Below are 23,151 nucleotides of genomic sequence, written 5' to 3'. Positions count from 1 at the left end.
CGGATACGGCTCAGCAGACCCAAGGGCCTTCATGGCTTCCAAGCACCGTCGACCAGGAACGAGACCACCGTGCCACCGAAGCGACTAGGCCCGGCGTGCCATGAGTCCGACAGTGCGTCGATCAGACAGAGACCCCTTCCATGCGCGTCGTTGGCGTCGGGCCGCCTCATCCGGACGTGAGCCGGGAACCCCGGATTGTGCACGTCCACCCGCAGTGACTCCCCCACGCGCCACCACTCGACCCGCACCCGCCACGCCTCTTCCGCCTCGCCGTAGAGAATGGCGTTCGTCACCAGTTCGGAGATCATCAGGACGCAGTCGTCCACCGAACAGGTCAGGTCGTACGGGGCAATGAACTTCCGGAACCAGCGCCGTGCCCGAGCCACCGATTCGGGCACCGGATACAAGGTCATGCACCCGATCGGTACGGACTCCGCCGACTCCCCAACAGGGCCACCGGTCGTATCGCTCATTCGCATCCCTGCTCCCTACCGGTGCCGTCGCAGTCCAGACAGCGCCGCTTGGACGTAGCACGGGCGCGAGCATCGGCCGCGGAGAGCGCCAGGGACGAGCGGGAGCCAACACGCTTCCAACCTCGCCCCCGGCATCCACGGCACATCGACCTTTGCGCGGGGTGCCGTAACTCCGCATGCTCCTGACTCACGCTCAGTGCCCCTCTCCTTCAAGTGGCCTTAGCCACTTACTGGATAGTGGCATTAGCCACTTCAGCGCAAGCGGTTCGCGGATACGGGCGCGAGTTTCTAGCCGATCGGGTACCCCTGCTCGAACGCCCAACGGCCAGGCGGGTACGTCGCCTCAGCGAACTCCAACGGGCGATCCTGCAGGTCGTAGACGACGTGATGCACAACCAGCACCGCCGAACCGGGGTCCAACTCCAGGTCAGCCGCCTCGTCTTCGGTGGCCAGCCGAGCGCACATCCGGTCCTCGGCATAACTGCCCTGTCGGCCCGTCATGTTCTCGACGTACATCAACGTCCCCTCCCGAATCCGGTCAGGATCCCGGAGCTTTGGCGCGCACTCACCCACATCGGGACCGAACCACGAGGTAGACAGAGTGATCGGCCCGGATTCGTTCTTGGTCACACGTTGGCGGTGCACCGCGCGGGTACCGGCCGCCAGATTCAGCGCCTCGGCGACGTAGCCGGGTGCCTCCAGCCATCCGGCCGAAGTGATCACCGCATACTCGCCGGGAGTGTAGATCTTGCCGGTCTGCTTGGCGCGACCGTAGAGCTCCCGAGCACGGCGGTTCACGGCCAGACCACGCACGTACGTGCCCGAACCCTGCCTCTTCTCCACCAAGCCCTGATGGCTCAGCGCCTCCAGCGACCGCGCCGCCGTCGGCCGCGACACGCTCCAATCGGTCGCCAACTGCCGTTCCGACGGCACCTCATCGCCAGGCCGCAAGTCGCCCCGCAAGATCTGATCGCGAATGTGGTGCGCGATCTGCAGGTACTTGGGCTGGGTCTCTTCAATCTTCGGCATCCGAGCCCCTTCCCTAAGTGGCTATGACCAGTGGCCACTATAGGGTGAGTGGCCAACCGCGCAGCCCGTACGGTGGGTTGGGTGACGCGCTTGATCGTGGCAGCAGGAGGAGGGGGCGACGCAGTCGCCGCCGCAATGCTCGACGCCGCTCTGTACGGCGAAGAGGGTCCGGCGGTGATCCTCACTTACGCGTGGGACCGCCTCTTGATCGACCCCGTACCGGGTCCACGAGGGCCGGCCAACTTCACCGGCCTCCGCCCCTTCACCAGAAGCGTCCAGACCGTACCTGCCGACGCAAAGCCGATCGCACCGGCAGGCTCGACGCTCCCTCGCCTCGCCGCCGAACTGCCGCACGTCTTGGCCCTGATCGATCCGCACCACGGCGCCGAGGGCATCACCCGCCAGCTCGAAGAACTCACCGAGCACCTGGCCCCCGAGTCCATCGACCTTTTGGACGTCGGCGGCGACATCCTCGCCAAGGGCGACGAGCCCACGCTTCGCAGTCCTCTGGCTGACGCCCTCACTCTCGCAGCGTGCTGCCAAGTCAACGCCCCTGTACGGCTGCTGGTCGCGGGTCCCGGCCTGGACGGCGAAGTACCGGCAGAAGACCTGCGCGACCGCATGGGCCCAACCGTCCTGACGCTCACAGCCGAGCACGTCGAGCCGGTCAGCTCTGTTCTGGAATGGCACCCCTCTGAAGCGACAGCCATGCTCGCGGCTGCCGCCCGTGGAGTCCGAGGTCTGTGCGAAGTGCGGGACGCCGGCCTGCCAGTGCCGCTCACCGACGAAGGCCCCACCGTCCACGAAGCCGACCTGGACGACGCCCTCAACCGCAACGAGCTCGCCCGAGCCATCCTCGCAACGGAGACCCTCGAAGAGGCCGAGCAGCACAGCCGCGAAATCTGCGGCTACTCGGAGATCGACTACGAGCGCAACAAAGCCAGTTGGCTCGGCACCCAGCCGGAACAGAAGCTCGACCCTGAGACCACACTCCGCCAACTCGACCAGTTCGAGGCCGAGGCCCGCAGCCGCGGAATCACACACACGACGTTCCGCCGCATCACCGAGGCTCTTCGCCTCAACGGCAAGCAGCGCCAAGACCTCAGGGCTTTGCTGCTGACCAGCCGTCCGGAGCAGTACCAAGCCCCACTCTGGCAGATCCCAGCCGAAGCCTGAGTAACAACTTTCTCTACGGGTTCAAGCCCCGGCTGCGCTCCGCTCCGCCGGGCGCGCTTCCCGGCTCCGCTGCGGGCGCCGCTCCTGCCTTCGGCCCGCTCCGCCCGCGCTGCGCCGACGCGCGCCCACATGTGGATAGGGCCGGAAGCCATGAGTCGATCACCGCAGAAAGCGGCCACGGTCAAGGCATGCCTCCGGCGGGGGATCGGCCGGCACCGGGATGGAGGGGGCGCCGTTGCCGACTGCGGGCACGTTATGGCGTGCGTGGGGTGCTTCCATCCCGTCCGCCGTCGACCCAGGCAGAGCCGAGCAGACGTGGTCCATGGCGTCCAGGTCGTTCGTACAGTCGGGCGCTCCACCTGGACGCCATGGACCACGCCCGCTCCACGGTGTGTGGGTCGACGGCGGACGGGATGGAAGCAGGGGCCGGTGATGAGTACTGGAGGTCTGCGCTCTAGCCGTGCAGTTGCCTAAGCCGCTCATGCAATAGCGGATAATCGGCCACTGGCCGGATATGCACTGGTTCGGGATCGGACAAGTCAACAGGAGCTGGCTTCAGAGCGGCCAAAACATCTGCGACAAGCCTTTTTAGGTCTTCGTCATCTAGAGCAATGACGTAGCCACGCCCATCTCGCGCCGTATCGCCACAGCGGCGGAGGAAGAGTTCTTTATCCTGGAAACCGCGACAGGCCAGGATACCGAATTCACCTCGCAGCGTCGAGAAGCGAGAAGAAAGCTGATCGAGTTCCGGGTTGGCTACTTCCTTACCATAGTTCTTGCACTCGACAAACACATACCGACTTCGAATCCTGTGTCGAACGAGATACTTAAAGAACCCGTCCCTCGCAGTGTTCGTGTACGAGATATCGATCCGCTTGCGTCCATCATGGATTTCGAATTCCTTCTCCGACATAGAGAGGGAAGGGTAGAAGATGGCCGTCAGCAGGGACTCAACGGCATTGTGATACCGAGTTGCATCAGCCTTTCCGGCCGGCACGTCGAGCACTTCTTGTAGAAGTTTCTCATAGTCAGGCATGGGCGAGTCTGCCGTGTCAGACAGTTCCTTGTGAGACAGCGGCTGAGGAGGAACTTTCCTCTTCATCGCCCTGTAATGCTCGTACACCGATGGCCGCTTGAGGGTTTCGCGTGTGACATCAGGCTTCGTGCTGCCGTACTTCTTTTCGATCTGCTTTTTGGTGACCAGCACCTTGCCTCGATGGCGTACCGTCTCCGCAAGCCCCCTGCTAGCAGCCTTTGACTCCTCCTCTTGGAGCACGGGTACCAAGTGGTGCCGGTAGTACTCGCTGCGGGACATGTGCATGGAGCGACGTACGATCATTTTAGGCACCAGGAGCAGTTTATCCCCATCAGGAGTAGGTAATTCGGTGAAGCCGTTCTCCCACTCCAAAGCGTTGGGGTTCCAAACCGGGCCGCTCACAACACCCTCTGTCAGCGGAATATCAATCTGGGCGCGCCTCGTGATCTCGCTCTTCCCCCAAAACTGCATGACTAGCGGCAATAATCGCACTCCCGCTACGGTAATTGACTTTCAGCGGGATAGCAGGAAACACCTGTGCGAGTTCAATCAAATATTTCGGGTCAGCGCCCGTGAAGCCCATGACTGTTTGGTCAGGGTCTCCGAACGCCGTAATTTCGACGCCTGAGTCGTCACTTAGCGTCTTGACCAGAGAGTGGAGCACCGGACCAAGATCTTGGTATTCATCAACCACGACATGCGGAAATTTCGAGGCAATCAAGGAGCGAATCTCAGAATTTTCCTTCAAAATCGCTAGGGACCGAGAGATCATCATGTCATAGTCGATCCAGCCCCTTTCTTCCATTATCTCTTCAAAGGCAAGTGCGGCATCAAACATAGGGTCGCGAACTTCCCCAATGTCTCCAACCGTAAGCCTCCTCCTCGCTTTAGTGAAAGAGGCCTTCTCGTACTTAGGAATTGCCATTACTCCTGCGCGCTCGAAGCTCATTTCCAGCACACGCATCCAAGCCTTGGCCTTATCATCTACGATAGCCAATGAATCAGGCGACTGTTTTCCAACGAGCTGAGAATACGGGCGCAGGATGTGCCCAAGGCACCAAGAATGCAGCGTACTGGAAGCCAACCGCGTTCCTGGCTGCATGCCAAGCCGGCGAATCCGATCTACGATTTCGCGGGCCGCATGTTTCGTATAGGTGATAGCAGCAACCCCACGATACTGCGCTACCTGTGTTTCCAATAGGCACCCTACCCGCGCTACCAGCGTCCGAGTCTTCCCTGAACCAGGGCCAGCAAGAACGACTAGGTTGCCCTTATGTGTAGCTGCTCTGCGCTGTTCGTCATTCAGCTCATCGAGCTCCCGCGCCAATATCGTCCTAACCCTGATCTCTTCCATCACTCTGCCTCGCGCGTTGCATCGTCATTGAAGATCCCATGCCCGCGGACTGCCTGTGAGATATGGTCGATGGCACAGATCAGGTACCCATAAGGCGTGTTCGAGAAAAGTGCCGCATTAATCCTCTGCGCTGACTCCGCAGGATAAGATTCCGCGATTGCCGCACTCATCTGCGTCATCTGCTCAGAGAAACTACTCAGGTCGGCAGATTCCACGTGGGCCGCCAAGCGTTGCGCGAAACGCCCTTTGCTGATTGAGTCGATGCGTCTCAGAAGTTCCTCGCCGTGCGACTGATCTCCGCCGACCAAACCTTCTACGGCCTTCTCGAACTTACCTTGAAGGTTCGGTGACACTCCGAACTCAGAGTGTGCGGCAACCATCTGTGAGGCGAGCAGAGATACCACGTCGGTCTCCAGAGTCCTAGGACCGATGAAGACTCCTACGCTCGTGGCCTCTTGCCTTAGCGCGAGAGTGTCACCCGCTTCCCCCGATTCGATCAATTGATCCACGCGTAGCGAGTAGTCCGCGCTCACCGACGGACTCATTAGTTTACTCGCACGCCGCAATCCCAAATGAACAAACTCGCCGTCTTTGTTCTTGGGATCGCCATCGGTGACGATTACATGAGGCACCTTTAGGGCCGACGGCCCCAAGAGTTCCCTGAACGGCGAGAAATCAGTGCCAGTAATGTTGGCAACAATTACGCCGTGCATGTCCAGGTCGAAGCCCAGGGCGCGCGCTAGAGCGGGAACCAAGTACACCTCGGCCGTTCCTTCTACAAGGATCGCACCGGAGCAGAATAGGAGTTCCGCTCGACTGACGTCCAAATAGCGCTCTAGGTCTGCCTTCTGGTCAGAGGTGAAGTTGGATTTAGTCGTGTAGGTTGCGCATGTCCCGCCGTCTCTATCCGGGCGCAGCAGGACGAGAGAGTCTAACTGTGCGACGGCTGCAATATTCGGGCTATGAGTCGTCACCATGAGAGATGGCTCATGGCGCAATAGGTAACTGAAGACCTGGCGCTGAAGAACTGGATGCAAGTGCGCTTCAGGTTCTTCAACTCCCAGAATCGTATCCAGAACCGTATCCGATTCCTTCCTCAGCCGCGCTCGCTCCAGCAGGAGCGCCAAATAGAGAATATTGGCATTGCCAGTCGAGGCGTCAGCAACACTTCGGGTACGTGCCTGGTCGACAAACAGCCTAATAGATCGCAATAGTCTGTCGGGGTCTCCAGACGCAAAGCCTAGTTTGGGATCCATAGCGACGCGAGAGCCAGCCATTGCCGCCAAACGCTCTGACAGATCTCGCGCCAATTTGCTAATCTCTGGCTCCTCAGCCAGTAGATCCATCGCCGCAGCGACTTTATGAGCAGTCTCAGTCAATGCTGCCTTTTTGGGTCGCTGCACCTCAAATAGTTCCTGAAGAGGTGAATCCCTCCACCGAGACAGGTCACCCACCGCATCACGCAAGGCCGGGAGCACAGTGAAGTTAACGTCTCTGCGTATACGCTTGCCGTCTCGGTCGGCATTGATACCTGCCCAGATATCCCACGTATAGTCGTCCCGCGATAGGCTGGCGTTCTCATCCCCAGATACCTGCGCCAAAGGCTCAAACAGGTATGTCAACCGGGCAGTCAGTGGTTGGAGCTGGGAAAAGCATCCATCCAGAGCGGCTTCCGCTTTACGATCGCCGGAAAAATCCGTGATGTCTACCTCGATCTTTACGCGGACCCCCTGTTCGTAGCTGATATCGGAAAAGTCGCAGATATCCTCCGCCTTAAGTGCTCTCGCCGAATCAGGAAGGTCAGGGTCAAGAACAATCCTCAACGCCCGGAGGAAATTCGACTTTCCGACACCGTTTTCGCCGACCACTACTGCAGCAGGAGGGAAGGGGTCGATCTCAAGATGCTTAAAGTTCCTGTAATTCTCAATCAGGACACGACTGATCCTCATAGAATTCCCACCCCACCCCAGAAGCGACCTTGCTACGACATGTTACGACTCACAACTCTGGGGCGAGTGAGTTTCCACGAATCTGATGGTGTGGGAGTCCATCGTCCGCAGGGCCCGCAGGGCCGTGATCCAGTCACCGGTGGCGAGCACTCTGTCCACCGTTACCCATGAAGATCGAGTCGAATACGTGTCGAAGGCGGGCGACTCAACAGGGCAGCCCACCAAGACTGTGCAGGTCAACCACTCGATGACGCTGCACCAGTTCTAGGCGCTTCCACCCTTGCTCGTGACCCTATGCAGATCGCCGAGCGTCGGGGAGTTCAAGCGGCTCATGGTGATGCCATAGCAGGTGTCGGTCACCACGACGCAGCTCTGCGTCTCCCCACTCAAGGCGCAGGACCCCAGTGCCCATGGCACACGCGTAAGCCAGTAGCACTAGGCCATCGTCCGGGTTCAGCTGGCTCAAGTCCTTGTGGAACTCCTGTTCTTGCAGCTCGTCAAGCCCGAGGTCTAGCTCCCCTTGCAGGGGTTCAGGACCATGGCGACGAATCAGATCAGCCCGGAGACCGACCGCACGGCGAAGGCGGGCCACCGTGACCGGTACGTCTCGCTTGGCGTAGCGGATCGGGTAGAGCACCTGGCCGGCGACCACCATCACGGTGCGCGCCTGCAGACGTACCGCCGTAGCGCCTGGAAGGCCAGCGAGTCCGGCTGCCAGCTCCTCGTACTGGGAAGCATGAAGGCCGTGTCCATACGCTTCCAGCGTCTGTGTTCCTACTCCCCGGTGGCCGTCTCGTGCCCGTTCGTGAGCCCTGACGATGCACTCTGGGATCAGTTTCGACAGCGACGCAGCCAATTCCCCAAAGACGCTCTCCGACCACGACGCGCTTGTGCTGCGCTCCACCATCCCCGCTCCCCCTCGCACTCGTGGCACTGTCAGAGGCAACTACGAATACTGACGGTGACTCCTGGTGAGGCTTGCCGCAAGGGCGCACGGCAGGCGCTCCCCGAGCAGGTCCTCGACACCCGCAAGGTTGAGCCATCAAACATCAGATCGAGTACGGCTCCGTCAGCGCCGCATCGACCCTGGTGAGGGCTATGAACGGTGTCGCCGAACTCTGGACTATTTGTGGACAGTTCCCCGGCAACTTGACGCGATAAGGCCTCTGACCAGCACGTTGGCTGCGAGACGAAAGGCCCTCCGGAGCCGTGTGTGCAGGTTCGAATCCTTTAGTGGGCAACTCGTTTCAACCAGCGTGATCACGCGGTTGAACAGCGCAGATACCTAACGTCAAGAACGGAACCTGGTCTTAATGAGTCCCGCTCTTCACCGTTCTTCGCCACTTACCACGCGTGGGTGGCACGTGAGGTCAACTCGAACAAACATCTGCGCCGACGACCTGCCTCCACCAGCCTGGCCGAATGCTGCTACCTCTTCCTACATCACGTGCACCTCTTCCTTCCTGGGTGCGAAATGCCGTCTTGTCCGCTGCTGGGGGATGGTGCACCTACTGCGGGAGCATGGGGGTTCGCGCCGAGGTAGTCGACCACGTCGTACCCCTTGAGCGGGGAGGGGCCGACGACATCACGAATCTCATTCCTGCATGCCGTTCCTGCAACGCGAGCAAGAAGGACCGCACTCCAGCGCAGTGGAAGAAAAGCCTGGAGCGTCGGCATTACAACCCTCGCAAGTGGTGGGATGAGCCCCCATGCCCCGACTTCATGGGTTACACCGACGCAGGGTTGGTGGAGCTGGTGGCCGAGGCGCAAAGCGAGGTGATGGCGGCGGCGAGCCCCTATCAGGAGCGGGCCGCCGCCAAGATGATCGCTCTTGTCGTCCGTCTCGACGCAAACCTGCGTAACCTCACTCCCTCGCAGAGGAAGGAGGTGCTGGCAGCGCTGCAAGGCCTGATCGATCAATACCGCGACTGACATGCTCTCCGATCCGTCACGTGATCCGCGTGGACCAGGGTTTACAGGGACTCTCCGCGTCGCCGGGGAGAGCTCGGCTCCACAGGCGCCGTCCAGCGGCGCGTGCCAGATACGTGCCAGATCTCACGGGGAACCACGGGGAACCAGTCGACCGCCCACCAGGCCCAAGCTGGGTGCCCCAGTTCACGCTGACATTTTCTGTCCGCAGCGCGACCCGATTGCGGTCGAGTATGTCTACTTGATCCCGCGATCGTTCACGTGTCCGATCGAATACGGTCAGATCGCCATGAGGTGCCAGTAGTCCCCCTACTCTCTGGCCAACACGCACGTAGGGGGGAACATGGCCTGGCAACGACCTGCCTGGTTGACCATGAACGTCTGGACTGTCACGTCCGGGATCGCCGCGTTGGCTCTCAGCGGCCTAGGCATCTACCTCATGGTTCCTGCGTCGCCCACGCAGGCGTCCACGGGGTACTCGATCACAACGCCAGGTGAAGCGGACCGAATCGGGCTCTGCCTCCACTCCGTCAAGGGCGCCGGCCAGGTGCCGAAGGAGGGGGCACTGTGGCTCGTGGTCCATGGAGTGGGCAACCGCGGCTACTACTTGTCCCGGCAGGTCCAGCCGGACGCCAGCGGCAATGGTTGGGCCGTAGGTTCCCTCCAAGTCGGCAACGCGGCCAGTCCCGAGGGCCAGCAATACGAGCTCATCCTGTGGCGCCTTGACCCCAAGGTGACGGACGTCGTGGATCATGTGTTCACTGCGGAAGGCATGCCGGTATTCGTTGGGCCGCCGGAGGGGGCCACCAAGGTGGCACACACGACGGTCGTTCGGACAGCCGACAAGCGCCCCTGCTCATAGCCCAAGACGGGGACCGGGATCGCCGTGCAGCCGGCGCCCGACGGCGTGATGGACGGGTAGAGCGGCCGTCTCAGTTTCCGTCTCATTCAGCACCGTTCACGGCCGTTCATACGAGACCAGAAGCTCAGCGCGGCCCGTGACGCAGCCATCGATGAACGCAGGTGAACGGCCCTGTACGCGGCTTAGTAAGGCACCAACACAGTTGGAAAGCGTGCGCCTGTCCCAGCGTGCGGAGAAGGTTGAGGCGCGGCCAGCGCCCGAGTGATAGACAGCCGCCATGGCGCAGTTCTTGGTACTAACCGACAGCGAGGCGGGCGGATGGCGGGTCGACGCTGACGCGCTGACAACGGCGATACGGGCTCGATGGGTAGCCGTCGAGATCGACTCGACACGCCGAAGCGAGGCGCAGAGCTTCAGCTGGTCCTTCGAGGCGGAGAACGGTCCAGGCGAGGCATACCTACACGAGGACGGTACCTGCCTGTACCTGGACGTCTGGCAGGAGGACGCTGCGTGGCTTGCGGTCGTGTTCCGCAGACTCGCTCCGGCGCACCTTGACGTGGTGTTCTGCGACGAGGGCTATACCTTCGACGTTCGCCTACGGCCGGAGGCCACCGACGCTGAGCTGACTGACCTGATGATGCAGTCTGATCCAGCGGCGGAGTCCACGCGCACCACAAGCGCACCAGATCGAGCGGGGAACAGCGGGGAACCACGGTGAAAAGGGCCGAGCCCCACTAGGCCGTACCTCGGCCATTCACGCAGGTCAGCGCCCGAACCGGCCCCAAATGATCGCAGCTTCCCAAGCTGAGAGCGCGAGTTCGATTCTCGTCACCCGCTCCATGATGAAGCCCCAGGTCAGTAGCCTGGGGCTTGTTTGTTATCTAGACCATTCTGGGGGCTCCGTGCCCTCTGCGTGCCCTTTATGCCGCCATTGTGAGACTTCCTGGTCGGGCTTCCACCCTTCTCAGGTGATGGCCGTTCCAGTCCGGCCCTTCGAGGGAAGCAGCGCGAGACAGGAGGACAGACGACACCACCTTGGCTGCACAGGCGAATGCCTGGTTCCGGTCGAGCTTTTGGAGTCGGGTGCTCCATGGCGGACTTTCCGCTGCTACAAGGGCTGGCAGAACTATTCGGGCACGTACTGGTCTGCCACAGTCCGGGTTCATGTGATGTAAGAATCGCGTCTGGAGCTCGTTCGACTACTGTTCGCCGACATTGGGGCCTCGGTACACGGCATCGTGGCCCAGCCGCTTCTGCTGCCGTACACGCCGCGTCATGACGACTGCGGGGATACCGAGCGCCAGCAGCACCGGGATCGCGGCGGCGATCCCGAACCAGAGGAAGATCGCGAGATAGCCGTAGGCGGCGTTGTCCACGTCCGCGTCTGCCTTCACCAGGAGGACGATGCTGGCCACGAACGCGACCGCCATGAGACTCGCGACGGCGATCGCGAGCCAGAGCAGGACGCCGGCCCAACGCCGGTACCTGGTACTGACCTCCTGGAACCGTGGCGGCCCGTACACGCCGGGCGGACCGGGCAAGGGACTTGGCGCCGGGCGTTGGGCCGGCCACTGATCAGACATGAGGCCCCGTTCTGCTGTGCGCGGCCCCCGAACACCAGCGTCCGCCGCCACAGCACGCACCGCGCCGGAGCGTCGTCCCCCGGGTCACTTCTTCACCGAGTCCCACGCGCCGGCGTGGAAGCTGCGCAGGAGGGCGATCAGCGCGGCCCCGAGCCGCCAGTCCACACCGGGTGCGTGTACGTGCAGTTTGTCGCCCTTGGACCTGAACTCCAGCGGGACCTGCCCGTTCGCGCGCCACCGGATGCGCCGGGGTGCGCGTGCGAAGCCGCCCTCGTTGCCAGGGACGCTGTCGAAGACGCTGATCACCAGGACCACCGTCATCAGGGGCAGCAGGAGCCACCACATCCACCACCACACGATCCTCCCCTTGAAGCCGACCGCTTCAGGGCCGCCGGGCTGGTGCACGGTCCAGCGAGTGCGCAGGCCCCTGCCGCGGAGCGCCTTCTCGCGCATGAGCGTGCCGATGACCTCGCCGTGCGCGCCGAGCACCTGAAACCTCGCGACGCCGCCGCCGACCGACAGGGTCACCACGGTGGCCACCCGCTCCCGGCGTTGATCGTCGGCCCACAGGGCGAAGGAACGGGCCCCGCCCCTACGGGCCGCAAGGTACGCGGACGTGCCTCCCGGCGGCAGTTCGCGCTCCACGTACACAGCCGACGGCGCCGGCCCCGACGCGTCGGAGAAGCTGACCATGCCCGCCACCTTCGCCTGACCCTGGCCGTCGACTCGTCTCGGCCCGCCGTACATGGTCAGTACGTTGCTGCTCATCCGACGTGCTCCAAGTAGTAGTCGTGTGCCCGGGCCGGCCCAGTCTGTCTCACCCGCCACCCAACGGATAGCTCCACCCTGCGGGAGGGTCAGCTGCCAGTTCGGGTGACAGTTTCAGTCACGCGGCCACGCACCCGGAGGCCCTTCGGTACCCATCCGCCGATCAGCTGCTTGTCCCACGTGGCCAGTTCGAGGATTCGGACACGACCATCATGACCTGCAACTTCGCAGCGTCACCGGGACTTTGAAACAGCCCTGCTCCGTTGCCGCTTCACCAGCATGAAACAGAACACCGCGAGTAGCGGTAGCACGAGGCCGAGGACCACTCCCTTGATGACGGGCACGTGCCAGTTGTAGTCGGCGGTGTAGGCGGCCGGGCGAGTGGCTTCCTCCTCCAGGCGTACGTCATCAATGCTGATCGGCATGGGGTCGCCGCGACGGACTGTTACGGCGTCGTTCAGTTTCACGTCCTCGGCCGTGACCGAGCCGTCGGTGCTGGTGAACGTCCCCACCCACGTGCAGGAATCTTCGCACTCTCTGTGAATGGGGGTGAAGGTACCTACCGTGCCGTCTGACAGAGCCCGCCGCCCACCAAGACCATCGGTGATGAGGCCCAAGCCACCGATGCAGGCCAGGCCCAGCGCAAACAACACCCCTGTCCAGACGATTATCTTCTGGCGGATGTTCAGCGGCTTCTGAGAGGTCATGAGGGGGAAATCCTGGGGTAGTGATCACCGATAGTGCGCATGGTTCCGAATCGTTGCGATCAACCGGCTTCGCAGCCACGCTGGTTGGCGACAGGTCGCGGATTCGCTGCGCGAAGTCAGTGAATCCATCTCCGGTGGAGCAACTCAGTGTTGGACGCCTGGGGCCAGAAAGTGGTTACAGAGAGGGGGACTCTGGGTTCACTCGACGCTGTCGTCGACCTTGAAGTTGTAGTTGACCTGGTTGCCGTTGACCGAAATGGCGGTGACGGTAACACCGAGTGTGTCGCTGCCGGCGGTGAGCCGGCAGCGGATCGTGGCGCCGACCCGGGCCGGGAGGTGCTCAGGACAGGTGACCCTGTCGGGACGCTTGCCGGTGTTCGCGGCGAGCTTGTCGGAGATTGTCTGCGCGACTCGGGCCTTGTGGACGGCCCCGTTCTCGCTGACGCCCGTGTCCCCGGGCGCCGCGGGGTCGTCACCGGCCGGCGTCTCCACGGCCGTCGGCTCCTCCTCGGCCGGGCTCTCCTCGGCGGCGGCCGCGTCCGTGCCGGCCGTCGCCTCATCCATCTTCTTCACATCGCCGATGCTGAAGGAGCATCCGGTGGCGAGAAGCACCGTCAGTGCGCCCAGCGCCGCCGCGGCCGCAATCCTCTTGTTACGTCCAGTGTGCTGCATTCCGCCCCCCTTGTTTGTTGGTTTGGGGCAAAGATCAAGACTGCCTGATCAGTTGAATTGGTTCTGCGTACAAGCGGTTTGAGTTGGACTATTGCGCGATCGACGCCTTCTGCTCCCTTTTCCGCACGCCACCCAGTACTGCCGCCCAACACGTCCTCGAATGTCTGCCGCTCACCGATCACCGGGGCCGGCTGGTGGTTGCGTCGGATCCGGACGTCGCGGGGCGGGCGAGCCTGCCGGCCCCGCGACGTCCGGATTGCCGTGGCTCAGGCCAGGCGAGGTCAGCAGGTGCGGGAGTTGTAGGAGGCCCAATATGGGCCGCCGCCCTGAGGCGGGTAAAATCTGTAATTTCCGTCGGGCGAACGCTGCAACACGAAATCATGCGAGCCGTACGGGCTCCTGGAACCTGTCACGCCGTAATACACCACAAACAGCCACCCGTTCTGGTTGTCGATCTGCCTGATCCTGTCGCCTGCCTTTGTCCAGCTGTTCCGACCGGCGGAGCCGTCCGCGACGAGGCCCTTGTCAGCTTGGAATTTCCTCGTTGCGGCATCAGTCTGGTCGCCGAAGATGCCATCGATTCCGGACGAGGGCAGGTAACCATGTGCCCAAAGAATGGTCTGCCACAGACAGGTGACGTTCGAGGAGCGGTGCGTGGTGACGTTGACGACGCCCTCGTCATCGAAGTCGTCATTTACCTCGCCGCTGCCGTAAACGTACGCCCTACCGCTGTAGGAGCCGCTGGCCGCCGCCGGCGTGGCGATGGTAACGGTGATGCTGAACGCCAACGCCGCGCCGACGGCGGGGACAGCCGCTTTACGCAGCACATGACGGATGGAGTGGAGCGAAGACATTGATCTCCCTGGTTGAGAATCATTCGGGGACAAGGGTGGTAAGCGCGGTGGAGGCCTTTGGATATTCGCGCCCAGTTCTTGCCTGATCAAGACTCGTTTTAGGCGATCACGCGCTCGCTTCGCCTTGATTTCAGGAGATGGAATGGAGTACGCGTGGGAGCGGCGCGGAAGTGCTCAGGTGTTGGGTCACTTGGTTCCGGTGTGTGGGGTGCCAAGCGGCCTTCCCTGGGGGGCATTTTATTGTGCGAGCAACTCCAATCCGCGAACGAACAGCGTAATGGAAATTCCCCCGTGGTTGAGTGTGGATTTCACAGCCCGTATGACGGGCACAATAGCCCGGCCCGGTCACTGAGTGTGCCGGTCGTTCGCCCCACAAGGAGGGGCTACTCGATCACGGTTCAACTACTGTTCCCTCCATGTGGCACGGGGGATACGGGGGGAACGGGCGCGGGGCGGCTGAGGCGGTGGAGGGCCCCGGGTCCAGTGAGCGTCTGTTGGATTTGGCCCTTGAGCGGTACGGAGTGTGGCTGCGGTCCACCGTGGTCTGCCTGTGCGGGGCGCTGGGCGTCGCTTCGGCGGACGGGGCGGAGATTCCCCTGGCGCTGTCGCTGCTGGTGCCCGCTCTCCTCTCCTGCGGTGTGCACCTCTACGCGCTACGCCGCCCGCTCCCGCTCGCCCCGCTGTGGACGCTGGACGCGGCCGTGGTGGTGCTGACAGGGCTGTCTCAGCCGGTGCTCGGCGGCGACGGCGCGGATGTGATGGTGGAGGCGATTGTCAGCATCTGCGTCATCACCTTCCAGCACGAGTGGGCGACGCGCCCGGTGGCCGGGGCCGCCCTGGCCGCGTCGGGGACTGTCGCCTGTGCGCTGGGCGACATCCTCTCCTCGCCCGGGCACCGCCCAGAGTTGGCGGACCTGGTGCGCATAGTTGTCCTGGCGGGCCTGTCGAGGGCCGCCTACCTCATCGTCCGAGCGCGGGCCAGGGTCGCCGACCGGTCGGCCGCGCTCAGGGCGGCGGCGCGCCGGGAGGCCGAGGTCGCCGCCGCACGGAGGGCGACCGAGCGCGAGTACCTGGCGACCCTGCACGATACGGCGAGCGCGACGCTGCTGATGGTCTCCCAGGGCGACGCCCGGGACTGGTCGTGGCTGCCTCAGCGTGCCAGAGAGGATCTGGAGGCACTGTCCGCCGTGCCCGGATTCGAGACGGGGAGCGTCGACCTCGCGGCACTTCTCGGCTGCGTGCCCGGGGGCCCCGGGGGTGAGGGACAGGCCATGGTGCAGCTCAAGACGCGCATCGACGGCCCGCTCGCCGTCCCGTCCGGCCCTGGGCTCGCGATATTCAGCGGGGTCCGGGAGGCCGTCACCAATGTGGCACGCCATGCCGGGGTGCGGGAAGCGGAGCTCAGGGCATGGGCGGAGGGGGACGGTGCCGTCGTCGTCGAGCTGTCCGACGCGGGACGGGGCTTCGACCCGGAGTCCGTTCCGGCGAGGCGCCGGGGCATCTCTGGTTCCGTCATCGGCAGGATGCACGCGGTCGGCGGCTGCGCCACGGTCACCTCACATCCGGGCGCCGGAACCCGCGTGCAGTGGCGCTGGCAAGCCCAGGCCCGGGCGCCACAGGCAGGGCCCGAAGCGCAGGCGGCGGACATGCCGCGCCCGACCCGCGCCCGGGCGCACACGGCCGTCGTCCGCCTCATCCGCAGGCAGCTGCTGCACGGCGCCCAACTGGCCGCGCTGCTGATCAGTCTGCTGTCACAGTTCATCTTTTCGCTGCAGCAGGTCACGGCCTACCAGAGTGTGTACCAGCCCGCGTGGGCGCAGACGGCGGGCTACGTCTGCCTCGCCGCCGTCGCGGTGACCGGGGCCGCCTATCTGCTGCGTGGCAGGCAGATCCCGCCAAGGGTGCGGGCGTGGAGCCTGGGTTCGGTGCTGACCGTTTCGGCGGTATGCGCGTTCACGCTCGCGCCGGAGCGGTTGACCGGTGCGGAGGACTGGGCGTTCGGACTGGTCGGCTGGCATGCGCTGTTCCTGCTGGCGGACCTGCCGGTCAGGGCGTTCGCGGCGTTCCTCGGGGCGCATGTGGGGCTCAACGCGATCGCTGTGTTCCTGTCGGGGGCGCCAACCGTCGCGGAGTCGGCCGTCATGGGGATCACCGCGATCACCACCTGCGGCTTCCAGCTCTCCGTCGGTGTACTCCTGACGCGCCTGCTCCACGGTACGGCGCCGGAAGCGGGCACCGAGGCCGCGCGGGAGGAGGAACTGCGTACCCGGGAACGCATCCACGAGGACATGCAGCGTGATCACAAGGAGCGCTACCGCGCGCTGACGGCGACGACAGTGCCGCTACTCATGGGCCTTGGGCACGGTGTGCTGAGTCCGCACGACGAGGAGGTCAGGCTGCGGTGCGGGGTGGAGGCCGCCCGTATGCGCCGCCTGTTCGCGGAGAGCGACGCCGTCTCCGACCCGCTGCTGAACGAGCTGCGGGCATGCGTCGAGGTGGCCGAACACCAGGGGGTGACGGTGAGCCTTGCCGTACGAGGCCGGCCGCGTGAGGTGCCTGTGCAGGTACGCAGGGAGTTGATCGACCCGGTGGCGGTGACCCTGGGCCACGCCCGCTCGACCGCGCGCGTGACGGTCGTGTGGACCCCCCGCGCGGTACGTGTGAGCGTGGTCGGTGTGAACTGCGCCGACGGCCGCAGCCCGGGAGATGCCGCCCCCTCGCACAGCCCTGCCACGGACGCGAAGGTGTCGGTGGCCAGAACAACGCGCGGCGGAAGTGTGTGGGTGGAGGCCAGCTGGAGCAAAACGGCGGCCTCGGAAGTTGACCGGACATGAGCAACAGCGCACCCGTCAGCGTGGTCATCATCGACGATCATCCCGCCATCGTCTCGGGCGTGGAGATGTGGTACGCCGCATCTCCACGGCCCATCACCGTGCTTGCGTCCGGCTGCTCCGTACGGGAAGCCTGGACCGATCCGGGCAGCACGGCCGATGTCGTCATCCTGGATCTGCAACTGGGCGAGCGCGGTCCCGCCTTCGGGGACCTCCGAAGACTTGTCGACGCCGGGCGGCAGGTGGTCGTCTATACGATGCGTGATGACGAGAAGACCGCGCTCAGCTGCCTGGACCTGGGAGCCGCGACCTTTCTGACCAAGAGCGAGGGCCAGGACCATTTGGTCGAGGCGACGCTGGCAGCAGCCGATGAGCGGCCCTACATGCCGCCCGCGCTGGCCGGCGCGCTGGGAACGAACGCCCGCGCCGACCGGCCCCAGCTCTCCGCGCGCGAGGAGAACGTGCTCATCGAGTGGTTCCAGTCGGAGTCGAAGGAGCTGGTCGCGCAGCGTCTCGGCATCTCCGTACGGACTGTCAACTCGTATCTGGACCGGGTACGGATCAAGTACGCGAACCTCGGCCGCCCAGCACGGACCAAGGCAAGCCTGGTCGCCCGCGCCATCCAGGACGGGCTGGTCGACGTGGACGACCTCTGAGCTCGGCTCTGAAGTTCAGACCGTCGCTGTGCTTCCGTCCATGTCGGCGGACCAGAGAGCGCGGTCAGGAGCCGGATCACGGGAAGCAACAGGTTGATTCTCTGTGCGCCCTCAGCCGGGCAGGGCGTGCAGGTTCTTGCCGTGCAGGGCGAAGACATGGGTGCCGTCGGTGGCCACAAGCCATGCGTGGTAGTCGCCGGAGTTGTCGTTGAACGTCCAGCGCAGGGCGCCGGTTTTCGTGTCGAAGGCGTGGATGCCACCCCGCTTGTCGAGGTCGGTGGCGCCGTAGAGGGTGCCGCCGACCCTGACGAACTGTCCAGGTGCCTGGGCTTTCGTGTCCGCGAGGTCCTTGGACCGCCAGCTTTCCTTGCCGGTCTGCGGCTCGATGGACCGGAGTGTCTTGCTGCTGTCCGCGATGAAGAGCTCGTCTTCCAGCACGGCCGGCTCCTTGAAGGTGCTGAAGTCCCCGGTCTGCACGGACCACTTCTCGGCGCCGTCGGCCAGGTTGAAAGCCTGGAGCCTGCGCCCCTGCGGGACGATCACCAGATCCCGGTGGACGGCGAAGGTGCCGTAGTTCGTCTTCGTCGTCTTGTGCGTCCATATCTGCCTGCCGGTGGCGGTGTCGCGCACCGTGAGGTTCTGCTTGAAGTCGGTGTAGACGAGGTGGCGGCCTTGAACGGCTGCGTGTACGCCGTTCTGTTGGGTGCCGAGGTCCCGCATCTCCCTCCACACCATCTTGCCCGTGCTGCTGTTCAGCGCAGCGATCACGTTGGTACGGGACGAGCCGTCGTCCTCAAGGATCTCGGCGATGACGTACACCTGCCCGTCGTCCACCGCGATCGGCCTCGGTTGCCGGTACTCCTTGCCCAGGTGACCGCGCCAGGTCTCCTTGCCCGACGCCGGGTCGTACCCGCCGACGGTGCCGTCGTATGCGCCGCTGGCCAGGTACAGGGTGCCGTCGCTGACCAGCAGCGGCGCACCGGGGACGGCGCCGCCCGGCAGTGACCACCGCTCCTTGCCGGTCGCTGCGTCGAGAGCGGCCAGCGGATCACCGGTCGCGATCACCATGCCGTCCACAGCCACGAGTTCGTCGCGGTCCCCGTAGGTCTGCGCAGAGGTCGATGTCGTCCACAGTGCCTTGGGGGCCTGCCCGTCCTTGGGGGAGGCGCCGGGGCTGCCGGTGCCCTCGCGGCGCGGGCGGGCGCTGTCTGCGGGGCCTCCGCCGCCGGTCACGTCCTCGCGGCAACCGGCGGCTCCGGCTCCCAGTGCGGCCAGTGCGAGGCCATTCCCCGCCAGCCGAAGTGCCCGCCGCCGGGAAGGCGTTCCGCCCGTTGCGCTGTGCCCCGTAAGCATGTTGACGTACCCCCGTCAATATTCCTGATCAGTTCGCGCGCCCACTGCAGGAGCCGTCCGCGGCAGCCGGAGCGGCCATCGTGACTGTCACACCAAGCGACGCCGCGGCCAGAAGGGCCATGACAAGCACGCTCCCAGTTCGGTTCCTGCTGCGCGTCGTCAAACCTCTCCCCGGTATCACTGGTTGACGTCTGAGGTCTGCGCGCCCGCCATGGCCGGTGTCAGCCCCGTACGACGGGCACAGTAGCCCGGCCCGGTCGCTGAGTGTGCCGGTCGTTTGCCCCGCAAGGAACGGCCGCTGCACACAGGGGAATACGCGCAGGGTTGCAGGTTGGAGGCTCTGGCGTGACCGTCCTTCGGGGGCTCGTGCTGGTCGTGGGCGGTTGTCTGCGGCCTTGCTGGTCTGTCAGCGGTTGACTTCAGGATCGGTCAGGACGATAAGGGCGCACAGGAGAGCAGTGGCGTGGCCGGGGGCGGTGCGGAGTTCAGTCAGGACGCGTCACACCTTCAGGTTTGCGAATCCGTGTTCGACGGGGCGCGTGAGGCGGCGAGGATGCGGTTGGCCTGCATCCGGCCGGGGGTGAGCTTGTGGGCGCGGGTGGCCTTGTAGCCAGTGCCAATGACCAGGTCATCGGAGTCGTCGGGCTTGTTCATGCCGAGGAAGCCGAGGTCGGCGAGCAGGTCGACCATCTCGTCGCGCCAGCGCCGCAGGGCGGACTCGGGCACGCCGTTGCCGCCGACCAGGTCGAGCAGGCGTTGATCGCGCCGCAGCATCGCGAGCACCAGCACGGCGATCCGTCCAGGAGGCAGCGACCGCCTTGGGGAGCGGATCGCTTCAAACGCGTCCGCATCAGATCACAACTCCGTCACCGCTGCAGCCCCAGCGCCCCACCTGCCGCACCATGTCCCAACTCGTATCACGCCAGGGGGGATCATGCGCATCCGCACCACCACCGCGGCCGTCGCCGCCATACTCGCCGTCACCGTCGGCTGCAGCAGCGACAACGGCAGCGACAACAAGGCCGGCACCACCAAGAGCAGCGCACCCGAGGCGTCGAGCGCCGCGGACGACAGCGGCCCCAAAAAGGACGTCGGCATGCCACCCGAGCCCACCGGCACCGAGCGAGCCGCCGTCCTTGCCGCCATCCATGACGTCAACGGCAACCTCACCCATGACGAGGACAAGGCCCTCGACGCGGCCCGCAACCAGTGCGCAGCCCTCGATGACGGCGCGACGAACCCAGACCACAGTGCCGCACAGCGGTTCTCCTACGCCGGCGTCACGCTGACCGATGACGACGGAAGTCATATCAACTCCGGGCTGCGCAAGACGCTCTGCCCCGATTCCTGAGAAGCACGGACGTTCAAGGATCCGTAACTCGGGTGGGGCCACCGCTCGCGGTGTTCATGTCCGGGTGGGCTCGGCGGCCGACATGGCAGACGTCGACGAGGAAGCCAGGGCGGCCTCTGTCGCATACGGAGAAGTAGTGCCGTTACTCGTCACCCCGACCTACGGCTCTGCACCGGACTACACGGTCAACGTGACCTGGCGCGGGCGCTTCGGGCGCCGTGAGACCTGGACGTACTTCGTTCTCTGACAGCGCCTCTGCGATGTCCCTGTACCGGGACCACTCGTACGCGGCCGCAACGCGGCTTCAACGGCTGATCTCCGCACAAAGGGATTCCTGAGTCGTTGCACAGTCAGCGGTGCCGACAGCGCCCCGTTCGGAGGCCCGTGCCCTCCGCGTGCCCGTAAGGACGGAAAACCACGGTCAACAGCGGTGCAATCGGACCGGCAAGATCAATCCAGAGAATAGGCATCTGCGCTGGTCAGAACCATGAGGCCCACCCAAGCGCCGTCGCTTCCCAAGCTGAGAGCGCGAGTTCGATTCTCGTCACCCGCTCCAGAATGAAACCCCAGGTCATTGGCCTGGGGTTTGTTTGTTGTCTTCGCATACTCAAAAGCCCGGTTCGCAGGGCCGCGATGCCGCTCTCGCCATGCGATGAAGTGATCAGTCAGGCGCTCTACGACGCCGGCCCGGCCAGCAGGACAGCGGAACGGAGCGCCGAGTGCCCATTCAGGCTGCCCGAGCTTGACCGCAGCGAGTTGCGCACGGCACCGTCCGCCGCTACCGGGTCTTCGCCGACGCGGTCTTGGCCTACTCGAGCATGGACGCCGCCCTGCACGCCCTGGACGCCCGCACCCGCGACGCCGACCTGCTCGCTTGGCATGTCGACTACCGCAAACTGCCCGCGGAGGCATACCCGAACCTCGCGGCCACCGTCGACCACATCCCGCCACTGGACTCGCCCGACAGCTTCGCGCTGCCGCGGGCCCCGGTTGCTGCTCCTGGACGAGGCGACCTCGCAGCTCGACGCCGTCAACGGACACAGACACATCTCCGAGGCGAGCCGGGTCATGTACTCCCGCCTGTTGAAGCGGTAGCTGAAGTCCTCCGCCGCCCGGTCTGGTGCGACATGAGTCACTCGATCTTGTCCATCGACTAGATTTGATGACATTGTCGAGTGACAATGTCATCCGTTGAGGCATCGGAAGAATCGAGGTCCCGTCATGAAGACCATGCTTGCCGGGCGGCTCCGCCTGGACACCCACACGTTCGCCGTCGAAGAGGTCCCCGTGCCCACCCCCGGCCCGGGGGAGGTGCTGGTCGAGGTGCGGGCCGCGGGGGTGTGCCTGTCCGACGTCCACCTGATCGACGGCAGCATCAGCCCGGCGTTCCCTGTCGACTCCGTCGCGAAAGCGCGCGCCGTCACCCTCGGTCATGAGGTTGCCGGCGTCATCCATGCCGTAGGCCCGGAGGTGGCCGGGGAATGGGCGCCGGGCACCCGGGTGGTGCTGCAGGCCGGGCAGGCGTGCGGCGGGTGCGGCGGCTGTCTGCGCCGCTCCTCGTGCCGGCAGCCGCTCACGCGCGGCGTGGACTATGACGGCGGCTGGGCCCAGTACGCCGTGGCACGCGAGGACACCCTGATCGCCATCCCGGACGGCCTCCCCTTCGACGAGGCCGCCATCATCCCGGACGCCGTCTCCACTCCGTACGCCGCCATCGTCGAAACGGGTGCGGTGCGTCCGGCGCAGGCGGTCGGGATCTGGGGTGCGGGCGGTCTCGGTGCGCATGGCATCCGGCTTGCCCGTATGGTCGGCGCAGCCCCGGTCATCGCCGTCGATCCCCTGCCCACAGCTCGGGAGCGGGCCCTCGCCTTCGGTGCCGATCTCGCGCTCGACCCGGCGGCGGACGGCTTTGCCGAGGCGCTGGCGGAGGCCACGGCGGGGCGGGGCATCGAGGTCGCGTTCGACTTCGCCGGCGTACCCCCCGCTCGCGCTCAGGCAGCTGCCGCGCTGGGGGCCGGCGGAATCCTGGTTCTCGCAGGGCTCACTCCGGAGTCGATCGTCGTCAGCGACAGCACCGGGTTCAGCTTCCGGGGCAACCAGATCCGCGGCCACTACGGCTCCGGGTTCGAGCACGTGGAACAGCTCATCGGCCTGACCTCCGCCGGACGGATCGATCTGGCCCCTTCCATCACTGCTCACATCCCGCTGGCCGAGGCCGCTGACGCCGTCACCCGGCTGGAAAAGAAGATCGGCGACCCGATCCGGTTTGTTCTCACCCCCTGAGGCCTGCTGGCTGACCCCGGCCCAGGGCCAAGGCTCGATCGAAGGGATCTGAAAAAGGTCTGAGGAGCCCCTCCGGCGACGGTGAGTCGCGGGAGGGGCTTCGCGCCTTGTGTCGGGCCGGTGGGTGGAGAGGTGTTTCCCCCGGGCCTTGGTCCGGCCGGACGTTTCAAGGCCCTCGATGGTTCCGTCACTTGACCGTGTCGGACAACACATTCGCTCGACATTGTCGAGTGACAAGGTCGCTTATATGGTTCTGGCCAGCGACAGCCTGCGCGGAACGAAAGG

22 protein-coding genes are annotated in these 23,151 nt (G+C 64.7%); 10 read left to right on the top strand and 12 right to left on the bottom strand.

Annotated elements, in window-relative coordinates; translation table 11 throughout:
* Positions 1-29: 29 nt before the first annotated feature.
* Both FE633_RS07455 and FE633_RS07450 read right to left on the bottom strand, forming a co-directional pair.
* Positions 30-413 (bottom strand): ATP-binding protein, encoded by a 384-nt coding sequence (locus tag FE633_RS07455; RefSeq protein WP_138044279.1) that lies wholly within the window; start codon positions 411-413, stop codon positions 30-32.
* A gap of 348 nt (positions 414-761) precedes the next feature.
* Positions 762-1,502 carry a GntR family transcriptional regulator gene (locus FE633_RS07450; protein WP_138044278.1) on the bottom strand — a complete coding sequence of 247 codons (741 nt, stop codon included), beginning with the start codon at positions 1,500-1,502 and terminating at the stop codon, positions 762-764.
* A gap of 81 nt (positions 1,503-1,583) precedes the next feature.
* On the opposite strand from FE633_RS07450, the gene FE633_RS07445 reads away from it, so the two are divergent.
* Positions 1,584-2,678: a DUF1152 domain-containing protein gene (locus FE633_RS07445; protein ID WP_276147126.1), complete on the top strand. Its 1,095-nt coding sequence runs from the start codon at positions 1,584-1,586 to the stop codon at positions 2,676-2,678.
* A 454-nt stretch (positions 2,679-3,132) separates the two neighbouring features.
* Here FE633_RS07445 and FE633_RS07440 read toward each other — a convergent pair whose 3' ends face one another.
* Genes FE633_RS07440 through FE633_RS07430 form a run of 3 tightly spaced genes read right to left on the bottom strand, consistent with a single transcriptional unit; the run spans position 3,133 to position 7,017 of the window.
* Positions 3,133-4,206 (bottom strand): hypothetical protein, encoded by a 1,074-nt coding sequence (locus FE633_RS07440; RefSeq protein WP_246113481.1) that lies wholly within the window; start codon positions 4,204-4,206, stop codon positions 3,133-3,135.
* Complete coding sequence (locus FE633_RS07435; protein ID WP_138044277.1) at positions 4,139-5,068, bottom strand: UvrD-helicase domain-containing protein; 930 nt, start codon at positions 5,066-5,068, stop codon at positions 4,139-4,141. Before FE633_RS07435 ends, FE633_RS07440 begins: the two co-directional genes overlap by 68 nt.
* Positions 5,068-7,017, bottom strand: a complete 1,950-nt coding sequence (locus FE633_RS07430; protein ID WP_138044276.1) for an ATP-dependent nuclease — start codon at positions 7,015-7,017, stop codon at positions 5,068-5,070. The genes FE633_RS07435 and FE633_RS07430 overlap by 1 nt, the downstream gene beginning before the upstream one ends.
* A gap of 1,422 nt (positions 7,018-8,439) precedes the next feature.
* Here FE633_RS07430 and FE633_RS07420 point away from each other — a divergent pair.
* The 3 genes from FE633_RS07420 (at position 8,440) to FE633_RS07410 (ending at position 10,526) form a co-directional block, all read left to right on the top strand.
* Positions 8,440-8,949 (top strand): HNH endonuclease, encoded by a 510-nt coding sequence (locus FE633_RS07420; RefSeq protein WP_138044274.1) that lies wholly within the window; start codon positions 8,440-8,442, stop codon positions 8,947-8,949.
* Between the two features lie 340 nt (positions 8,950-9,289).
* Positions 9,290-9,808 carry a hypothetical protein gene (locus FE633_RS07415; RefSeq protein WP_212747178.1) on the top strand — a complete coding sequence of 173 codons (519 nt, stop codon included), beginning with the start codon at positions 9,290-9,292 and terminating at the stop codon, positions 9,806-9,808.
* 277 nt (positions 9,809-10,085) lie between these two features.
* The gene (locus FE633_RS07410; RefSeq protein ID WP_138044272.1) at positions 10,086-10,526 is read left to right on the top strand and encodes a hypothetical protein; all 441 of its coding nucleotides are present in this window, start codon (positions 10,086-10,088) and stop codon (positions 10,524-10,526) included.
* A 481-nt stretch (positions 10,527-11,007) separates the two neighbouring features.
* Here FE633_RS07410 and FE633_RS07400 read toward each other — a convergent pair whose 3' ends face one another.
* From FE633_RS07400 to FE633_RS07380, 5 genes are all read right to left on the bottom strand, one after another.
* Positions 11,008-11,331, bottom strand: coding sequence for a hypothetical protein (locus FE633_RS07400; protein ID WP_246113479.1), 324 nt, complete (start codon positions 11,329-11,331; stop codon positions 11,008-11,010).
* A 144-nt stretch (positions 11,332-11,475) separates the two neighbouring features.
* The gene (locus FE633_RS07395) at positions 11,476-12,159 is read right to left on the bottom strand and encodes a hypothetical protein (protein ID WP_212747177.1); all 684 of its coding nucleotides are present in this window, start codon (positions 12,157-12,159) and stop codon (positions 11,476-11,478) included.
* Positions 12,160-12,392: 233 nt separating this feature from the next.
* A complete protein-coding gene (locus tag FE633_RS07390; RefSeq protein ID WP_138044271.1) occupies positions 12,393-12,866 on the bottom strand; it encodes a hypothetical protein in 474 nt (157 codons plus the stop codon).
* 198 nt (positions 12,867-13,064) lie between these two features.
* Positions 13,065-13,538, bottom strand: a complete 474-nt coding sequence (locus tag FE633_RS07385; protein ID WP_138044270.1) for a DUF4333 domain-containing protein — start codon at positions 13,536-13,538, stop codon at positions 13,065-13,067.
* Between the two features lie 281 nt (positions 13,539-13,819).
* On the bottom strand, positions 13,820-14,392 hold the full coding sequence (locus FE633_RS07380) for a peptidoglycan-binding domain-containing protein (protein ID WP_138044269.1): 573 nt from the start codon (positions 14,390-14,392) through the stop codon (positions 13,820-13,822).
* 494 nt (positions 14,393-14,886) lie between these two features.
* Between FE633_RS07380 and FE633_RS07375 the strand changes: the two genes are divergently transcribed.
* Complete coding sequence (locus FE633_RS07375) at positions 14,887-17,226, top strand: sensor histidine kinase (protein WP_138044268.1); 2,340 nt, start codon at positions 14,887-14,889, stop codon at positions 17,224-17,226.
* Positions 17,223-17,879, top strand: coding sequence for a response regulator (locus FE633_RS07370; protein WP_171059849.1), 657 nt, complete (start codon positions 17,223-17,225; stop codon positions 17,877-17,879). The genes FE633_RS07375 and FE633_RS07370 overlap by 4 nt, the downstream gene beginning before the upstream one ends.
* A gap of 111 nt (positions 17,880-17,990) precedes the next feature.
* On the opposite strand, the gene FE633_RS07365 is transcribed toward FE633_RS07370, so the two are convergent.
* Positions 17,991-19,232, bottom strand: coding sequence for an outer membrane protein assembly factor BamB family protein (locus tag FE633_RS07365; RefSeq protein ID WP_138044267.1), 1,242 nt, complete (start codon positions 19,230-19,232; stop codon positions 17,991-17,993).
* A gap of 507 nt (positions 19,233-19,739) precedes the next feature.
* Positions 19,740-20,021, bottom strand: coding sequence for a hypothetical protein (locus FE633_RS48130; protein WP_246113478.1), 282 nt, complete (start codon positions 20,019-20,021; stop codon positions 19,740-19,742).
* Positions 20,022-20,166: 145 nt separating this feature from the next.
* Here FE633_RS48130 and FE633_RS07355 point away from each other — a divergent pair, with 145 nt between their 5' ends.
* The 4 genes from FE633_RS07355 (at position 20,167) to FE633_RS07345 (ending at position 22,866) form a co-directional block, all read left to right on the top strand.
* Positions 20,167-20,583, top strand: coding sequence for a hypothetical protein (locus tag FE633_RS07355; RefSeq protein ID WP_138044266.1), 417 nt, complete (start codon positions 20,167-20,169; stop codon positions 20,581-20,583).
* A gap of 82 nt (positions 20,584-20,665) precedes the next feature.
* Positions 20,666-20,830, top strand: a complete 165-nt coding sequence (locus FE633_RS47055) for a hypothetical protein (RefSeq protein ID WP_171059848.1) — start codon at positions 20,666-20,668, stop codon at positions 20,828-20,830.
* A 571-nt stretch (positions 20,831-21,401) separates the two neighbouring features.
* The gene (locus FE633_RS07350; protein WP_138044265.1) at positions 21,402-21,740 is read left to right on the top strand and encodes a hypothetical protein; all 339 of its coding nucleotides are present in this window, start codon (positions 21,402-21,404) and stop codon (positions 21,738-21,740) included.
* Positions 21,741-21,804: 64 nt separating this feature from the next.
* Positions 21,805-22,866, top strand: coding sequence for a zinc-binding dehydrogenase (locus FE633_RS07345; RefSeq protein WP_138044264.1), 1,062 nt, complete (start codon positions 21,805-21,807; stop codon positions 22,864-22,866).
* Positions 22,867-23,151 lie beyond the last annotated feature (285 nt).

It is taken from the genome of Streptomyces montanus (genome assembly GCF_005786655.1).
Lineage (GTDB): Bacteria > Actinomycetota > Actinomycetes > Streptomycetales > Streptomycetaceae > Streptomyces > Streptomyces sporangiiformans.
This window is presented reverse-complemented; position numbering and strand designations above follow the sequence as displayed.